Here is a 6469-nt window from a genome sequence, read left to right as displayed (position 1 = left end):
CACCTACACCAGCCAGACCCAGCGCGAGGCCGCCTACCAGACCTGGCTCCACCACTACAATCACCACCGACCCCACACCGCCCTGAACGGCCAAACCCCCGCCAGCCGCGTTCACAACCTCACAGGGAAGTACATCTAGCTTGTTGCGCACGCTCTTGTACAGGGCGGCGCTGAAGGATCGGTTGTGGGGCTCGTTCTCACTGGCCTGGCAGCCGTAGGGGTGGTCGAAGACGATGAGATTGTGCATATCTGCTCCTCAGGACGTCGGGTTCGGTAACACCTGAACGGTATGGAGGCGGAGACCTCCGGGACAGGTACAGTCACCGTGTCGACGACGCGTTATGTGACAGATGAGCGGCAGTGTCACAGTGAGGAAGGCCATGGATCTGCGCAAGGAACGCACTCTCACGCTTCTGAGCAGCTCCCTTCTCGGTCTGCTCAGGAAAAAGCCCTACTCGCAGATCTCCGTGAGCGAGATCTGCGAGCGCGCCATGGTGCGACGTGCGACCTTCTACCGCCATTTCGCGGACAAGGAGGAGCTGCTGACCTATCTGTTCCGCCAGCAACGCGCCCTTATCCAGGAGCGGGCCATGGGAGAGGCCCTCGACGTCCCGCTGGCTGAGTACTGCCAGGTCATGACCCGCCGGCTGGTGGAACTCATCGTCGCGAACTGGTCGCTACTGCAGCTCCACCGGCAGGACAGGACCTTCGAGACGGTGGTCGAGGTCCTCGTGGTTGAGCTGGCTCAGGAGTTCGCCCGCCGCATCGTGCTGACGGCGAGCACCGCACGCATCGCCGGCGCAGAAGGCAGTCGAGGCTACGGCAACGACGACGTCGACGTGCTGGCGCACTTCTACGCCTCAGGTCTGCTCGGGGCTGTCCGCTGGTGGGTCACTGAGGATCCGGGTCACGACGCAGAGCGTCTCATGGGCACGTTCAGCGCCATCACGGAACGCCTCTTCCCCTCCTTCCCCGCGGAAGAACACCGCTGACGCCTCAACCGACGGAGCATCATCGCCCCAAAAGGATCTAGCTGCACCGGTGGGGTGGTTCCTCAGACCGACGTGGCCGCTTCCGCTCTGAGCCGCCCCTTGTCATCGGGGACGTACCTTCGTGACGGCGACTGCGTTTTCTTGCAGATGACTGGGCCCGAACACAGTCGTCTGCGACGAAACGCAGTCCTCGCGGGAGAAGTACGTCCTCGATCGAGCCCGGGGCAGTCCCCGACCGGCCCAACGTGGCCCCCTATCCCTTCCTCGACGCACCATGGGTCCCGCGGCTGACCCTCGCGGGGCCCGTCCACGGACACTCACGTGCGCCCACAACACCCGGACAGGCCTTCGCAACCAGCGGCGTCGACGCCGCAGTGCCTCACTCCCACTCGATGGTGCCCGGGGGCTTGCTCGTGCAGTCGAGCACCACCCGGTTGACCTCCGGCACGGAGTTGGTGATCCGGTTGGAGATGCGTGCCAGGACGTCGTAGGGCAGGCGGGTCCAGTCCGCCGTCATGGCGTCCTCGCTGCTGACCGGCCGCAGGACGATGGGGTGACCGTAGGTGCGCCCGTCGCCCTGGACGCCCACGGAGCGCACGTCGGCCAGCAGCACCACCGGGCACTGCCAGATCTCGCCGTCGAGTCCGGCGGCGGTGAGCTCCTCACGGGCGATGGCGTCGGCAGCCCGCAGTACGCGCAGGTTCTCGGCCGTCACCTCACCGATGACGCGAATGCCCAGCCCCGGCCCGGGGAAGGGCTGGCGGGCGACGATCTTCTCCGGCACGCCCAGCTCGCGGCCGATGGCGCGCACCTCGTCCTTGAACAGCTCGCGCAGCGGTTCGATGAGCTCGAAGTCGAGGTCCTCGGGCAGGCCGCCCACGTTGTGGTGGCTCTTGATGTTGGCGGCGCCCTCTCCTCCTCCGGACTCGACGACGTCGGGGTAGAGGGTCCCCTGGACCAGGAAGCGGATCTCACCGCCCTGGGCGCCGACGGCCTCGACGACGCGGCGCTGGGCGGCCTCGAAGGAGCGGATGAACTCCCGGCCGATGATCTTGCGCTTGGCCTCCGGATCGGTGACGCCGGCGAGGGCGCCGAGGAAGCGCTCGGTCTCATCGACCGTGATGACGCGGATGCCCATGCCCTCGGCGTAGTCGTGCTCCACCTGCTCGCGCTCGCCGGCGCGCAGCAGGCCGTGGTCGACGAAGATGCAGGTGAGCTGGTCACCGATGGCGCGGTGGACGAGGGCGGCGGCCACCGAGGAGTCCACTCCCCCGCTCAGGCCGCAGATGACATGGGCGTCACCCACCTGCTCGCGGATGCGGGCCACCTGCTCGTCAATGATGTTGTCCGGCGTCCAGGTGGCCGGCAGCCCGGCCTCCTTATGCAGGAAGTTGACCAGCGCGGCCTGTCCGTGCTCGGAGTGGAGTACCTCGGGGTGCCACTGCAGCCCGTAGAGGCGGCGCTTCGGGTTCTCGAAGGCGGCCACCGGGGTCTGGGAGGTGGAGGCGGTGACGGTGAAGCCCTCGGGGGCGGCCTGGACCGCATCGCCGTGGCTCATCCACACCACCTGGTCGTCGGGGGTGCCGTCGAACAGGCAGGAGCCCTCCTCCACGCGGGCCGGGGTGTGCCCGTACTCGCGGGTGCCGGTGCGTCCGACGGTTCCGCCCAGGGCCTGGGCCATGGCCTGGAAGCCGTAGCAGATCCCCAGGACCGGGACCCCGGCGTCGAAGACGGCCGGGTCGACCGACGGGGCGCCGTCGGCGTAGACCGACGACGGCCCTCCGGAGAGGATGATGGCCGCGGGCTGCTTGTCCAGCATGGCGGCGGCGTCCATGGAGTGGGGCACGATCTCGGAGTAGACACCGGCCTCGCGCACGCGACGGGCGATGAGCTGGGCGTACTGCGCGCCGAAGTCCACGACGAGGACGGGACCGACGGCGCTGGGGGAGGTCTGGCTGGTCGTCACCTGGACAGGATAGCCGGGGCGACAGCCGACCGCCGCCCCCACCGCTCGGCGCACCCGGGACCCAGTCGTCATCACAGGAGGACTAGACCAGCGATCCACCTCACCTTCCTGCTGCATGGGTCACCTCCCCGGATCAAAATCGAGGCGATCCCGACCCCGACCACACCCTCCGATCCCTCTTCAGGCGCCCGTAAGTCCCATGATGGCGCCATTTCCACCCGGAGAGCCTCGCAACCGAACCGTGATCCTTCCAGTCGTCACCTGTGATTCAGCAGTCGTCGACGCCGCGTAGATCACCATCCTTTGTCTAGACAATTGGGTGGGGCCTTCCTAGAGTTCTACTCGACGGAGAAACCTCCGTCCGGCCCACGGGCTGCACACCGTCGTGCAGGGACGCACGACTGGTAGTCAGACGCACGACTGGTAGTCAGGCGGACCTGCTCGACACACACCGAGAGGAACACTCACATGACTGCCACCACCACCGAGCGCCCCACCCAGACCGTCGAGACCACCGCCGCGGCCACCACCACCCAGGCGACCTCCACCAACACGCAGGCCGAGGCCAACCGCCTCACCTTCGCCGTTGCCATGATCGCCGTCATGGTCGCGGTCATGGTCATGGCCGTCGTCGGCGCCGTCACCGGCATCCCGACCATCATGTTCGCCGCCTCCGTCCTGGCCGCGATCACCATGGGCGTGGGCATCTACACCGGCGTCAACCTCCTCGAGGCCCGCTGAGCGTAGACGACCCCACCGAGCTCGCCCGAGCTCACCACCGGGTCCGGACCACGCATCACGAGCAACACACGTCCTGGACCCAGCCCGACAGGGCATAGAACAACGAGGCTGCGCGGCCAAGGAAGCCCGCGCAGCCATGGCAGACCGAGGGGCACCGCACAGGCGGCGCCCCTCTTCTCGCGCCTGAAACGCACCGGAGCTCTCAGGAGCCTTCAGAGCCCCCGCAGACCGTGCACACGATGGCAGACCTCACAGGCGTCGACCTACCCTCTTTAGTCTCTTTCTGATACTTAGTATGCATAAGTAACTACGCACCTCGCCCACCACCACCCGAGAGGACCGGCATGACGTCGACGCCCCTGACACCGTCTCAACGCGACGACCTCGTTGACACCTCGCTGGCCCTCCTCGTTCAGGAGCATCCCGAGGCGCAGCGGCTCCTGGACGCCATCTCGGCCGACGCTCCCAGCCGCCGCAGGCCGGCGCTGAGGGCCCTGCTCAACATGCGTCCCGCTGCCCCGCTCCCCACGGAGCTGCAGGTCTCGCTGGACCGGCTTCTGGCCGCCGAGGCCGCCGAGCGAACGATCGTCGGCGCCCGGGACCTTCCAGGGACGGCCCTCGATCCGCGGCTGTCCCTGCGGCTCGGCGACATCACGACGATCCGGGCCGACGCGATCGTCAACGCCGCCAACTCGGCCATGCTCGGATGCTTCCAGCCGCTGCACGCCTGCATCGACAACGCCATCCACTCGGCCGCCGGGCCCGGTCTGCGCCAGGAGTGCGCCGACATCATGGCCGCTCGAGGCCGCCCCGAGCCCACCGGCACCGCGACGGCGACCGGCAGCTACCACCTGCCGGCCACCCACGTCATCCACACCGTCGGACCGATCATCCACGGCGAGCCGACCGCCGAGCACGAGGCGCTCCTGGCCTCCTCATACCGGTCCTGCCTGCGCGCCGCGGAGGACCTGGGAGCCTCCAGCATCGCGCTGTGCTGCATCTCCACCGGTGTCTTCGGCTACCCCAAGGCCGAGGCCGCCACCGTCGCGGTACGCACCGTCCGCGATCTCCTCCCCCACTGCCAGTCACTCACGAAGGTGGTCTTCAATGTCTTCGACCCGACCGACGAATCGATCTACCGCGCCCTCCTGGGCCCCGACCGCTGAACGCTCGGAGGCGATCCGGCACCTGGCCGATGTCGCCGAGCGGGCCGACGCCGTCGTCGTCGGGGCCGGGTCGGGTCTGTCGGCCGCGGCTGGCCTGGCCTACTCGGGCCCCCGCTTCCAGCACCTCTTCCCGGACTTCATCGACACGTTCGGCCTCACCGACATGTACTCCTCGGGCTTCTACCCGTTCCCGACGCCGGAGCACCGGTGGGCCTACTGGTCCCGGCACATCATGGCCAATCGCTACGAGGAGCCCGTTCTCCCGCTCTACCAGGACCTGAGGCAGATCCTGGACGGTCTGGGAGGCACGGACTGCTTCGTCATCACTACCAACGTGGATCATGCCTTCGCCCGCAACGGCTTCGATGAGTCGCGGCTGTTCGCCACCCAGGGCGACTACGGGTTGTGGCAGTGCTCCGTCCCCTGCCATGACGGGACGTGGTCCAATGAGTCGGCCGTGCGTGAGATGGCGGCCCGGCAGCGGGACCTGCGCATTCCTTCGTCCCTGCTGCCCGTGTGTCCCAGGTGCGGGGAGCCCGCGGCCATGAACCTGCGGGTGGATGCCACCTTCGTGGAGGACGCGCACTGGCACGCCGCGGCGGAGCGCTACCGCCGGTTCCTGTCGCGCCATGAGACCGGACGGGTCCTCTACCTGGAGGTCGGGGTGGGGTGGAATACGCCCTCGCTCATCAAGTTCCCGTTCTGGCAGCGGACCTACGCCAACGCCTCGGCCACCTTCGCCACCCTCAACCTGGAGGTGGAGATTCCCCGTCAGATCGCGGAGCGCTCCATTGTCGTCAGCGGCGACATCGCCGCCAGCATCGAGACGTGGAAGGCGCTGGCGCGGAGCTGAGGCGCCGGCGCTCACGCAGGAGTCAGAACATGCCGTTGTCGTTGGCGGAGGCCTCCGGAATCACCTGGAGCACGTCCCAGTGCTCCACGATCTTTCCGCAAGCATCGAGCCGGAAGATGTCGATGCCCGCATAGTCATCCGACCCCGGCCACCTCTGGTGGCAGTGCAGGATGACATAGTCCCCCTCGGCGAAGGCGCGCACGAACTCCACGCTCTTGCCCGGATAGTCGCGGGCCATCCGCTCGAAGTACTCGACGAAGGCCTCCTTGCCGTCGGCCACGTGGGTGTTGTGCTGCCGGTACTCATCACCGGCGTAGCGCGCCAGCGCATCCCGGGGCCGGCACTGGTTGAACATGAGGTCGTAGAAGGCCTTGACGTTCTCCTTGTTGCGCTCCAGGGTGCGCTCCTGCTCTGTGGACATGTGCGGCTCCTTCTCCTCGTAGTGGTCGAGATGGTACGCCAGACGCCCTCTGCGGCCGACGGTGCACTGCAGCGAGGCCCGAGATGTCCAAATCTGTAACAAAGGCCGGCCCCAGGCTCGAACCGCCAATAAGAAACCGCGTGATTCCGCGATTCTTCCTGCGGCTCGAAGGGCTGACGGAGTTCTTTGCTGCAGATTTGGACACGCAGCGCCTTCCGCCTCGGTTTCAAAGTACGCATTGCGCCTCCCGCTCAAGCCGGCAGGGCCCGAGCAGGAGGCGCAAGAGTGAGAGCTGCGGGAGCCCCAACGGTCAGGGCTCACCGCTTGGGA

The 6469-nt window shown here is 67.5% G+C and carries 7 protein-coding genes; 5 read left to right on the top strand and 2 right to left on the bottom strand.

The window, feature by feature from the left end; translation table 11 throughout:
- A partial coding sequence (locus HCR68_RS07695; RefSeq protein WP_167148293.1) for an integrase core domain-containing protein occupies positions 1 to 139 on the top strand: 139 nt, incomplete at its 5' end.
- A gap of 241 nt (positions 140 to 380) precedes the next feature.
- Entirely contained in the window at positions 381 to 992 is a 612-nt protein-coding gene (locus tag HCR68_RS07690; RefSeq protein ID WP_167148291.1) for a TetR/AcrR family transcriptional regulator, read from the top strand.
- A 379-nt stretch (positions 993 to 1371) separates the two neighbouring features.
- On the opposite strand, the gene guaA is transcribed toward HCR68_RS07690, so the two are convergent.
- A complete protein-coding gene (gene guaA, locus HCR68_RS07685) occupies positions 1372 to 2958 on the bottom strand; it encodes a glutamine-hydrolyzing GMP synthase (protein WP_167148289.1) in 1587 nt (528 codons plus the stop codon).
- A gap of 468 nt (positions 2959 to 3426) precedes the next feature.
- On the opposite strand from guaA, the gene HCR68_RS07680 reads away from it, so the two are divergent.
- From HCR68_RS07680 to HCR68_RS07670, 3 genes are all read left to right on the top strand, one after another.
- Positions 3427 to 3699 (top strand): hypothetical protein, encoded by a 273-nt coding sequence (locus HCR68_RS07680; RefSeq protein ID WP_126412939.1) that lies wholly within the window; start codon positions 3427 to 3429, stop codon positions 3697 to 3699.
- Between the two features lie 344 nt (positions 3700 to 4043).
- Positions 4044 to 4865, top strand: a complete 822-nt coding sequence (locus HCR68_RS07675) for a protein-ADP-ribose hydrolase (protein ID WP_167148287.1) — start codon at positions 4044 to 4046, stop codon at positions 4863 to 4865.
- Complete coding sequence (locus HCR68_RS07670) at positions 4807 to 5718, top strand: Sir2 silent information regulator family NAD-dependent deacetylase (RefSeq protein ID WP_167148285.1); 912 nt, start codon at positions 4807 to 4809, stop codon at positions 5716 to 5718. Before HCR68_RS07675 ends, HCR68_RS07670 begins: the two co-directional genes overlap by 59 nt.
- 22 nt (positions 5719 to 5740) lie before the next feature.
- Here HCR68_RS07670 and HCR68_RS07665 read toward each other — a convergent pair whose 3' ends face one another.
- Positions 5741 to 6139: a nuclear transport factor 2 family protein gene (locus HCR68_RS07665; RefSeq protein ID WP_167148283.1), complete on the bottom strand. Its 399-nt coding sequence runs from the start codon at positions 6137 to 6139 to the stop codon at positions 5741 to 5743.
- Between the last annotated feature and the right edge of the window lie 330 nt (positions 6140 to 6469).

It is taken from the genome of Actinomyces sp. ZJ308 (assembly GCF_011752065.1).
Classification (GTDB): Bacteria; Actinomycetota; Actinomycetes; order Actinomycetales; family Actinomycetaceae; genus Actinomyces.
This window is presented reverse-complemented; position numbering and strand designations above follow the sequence as displayed.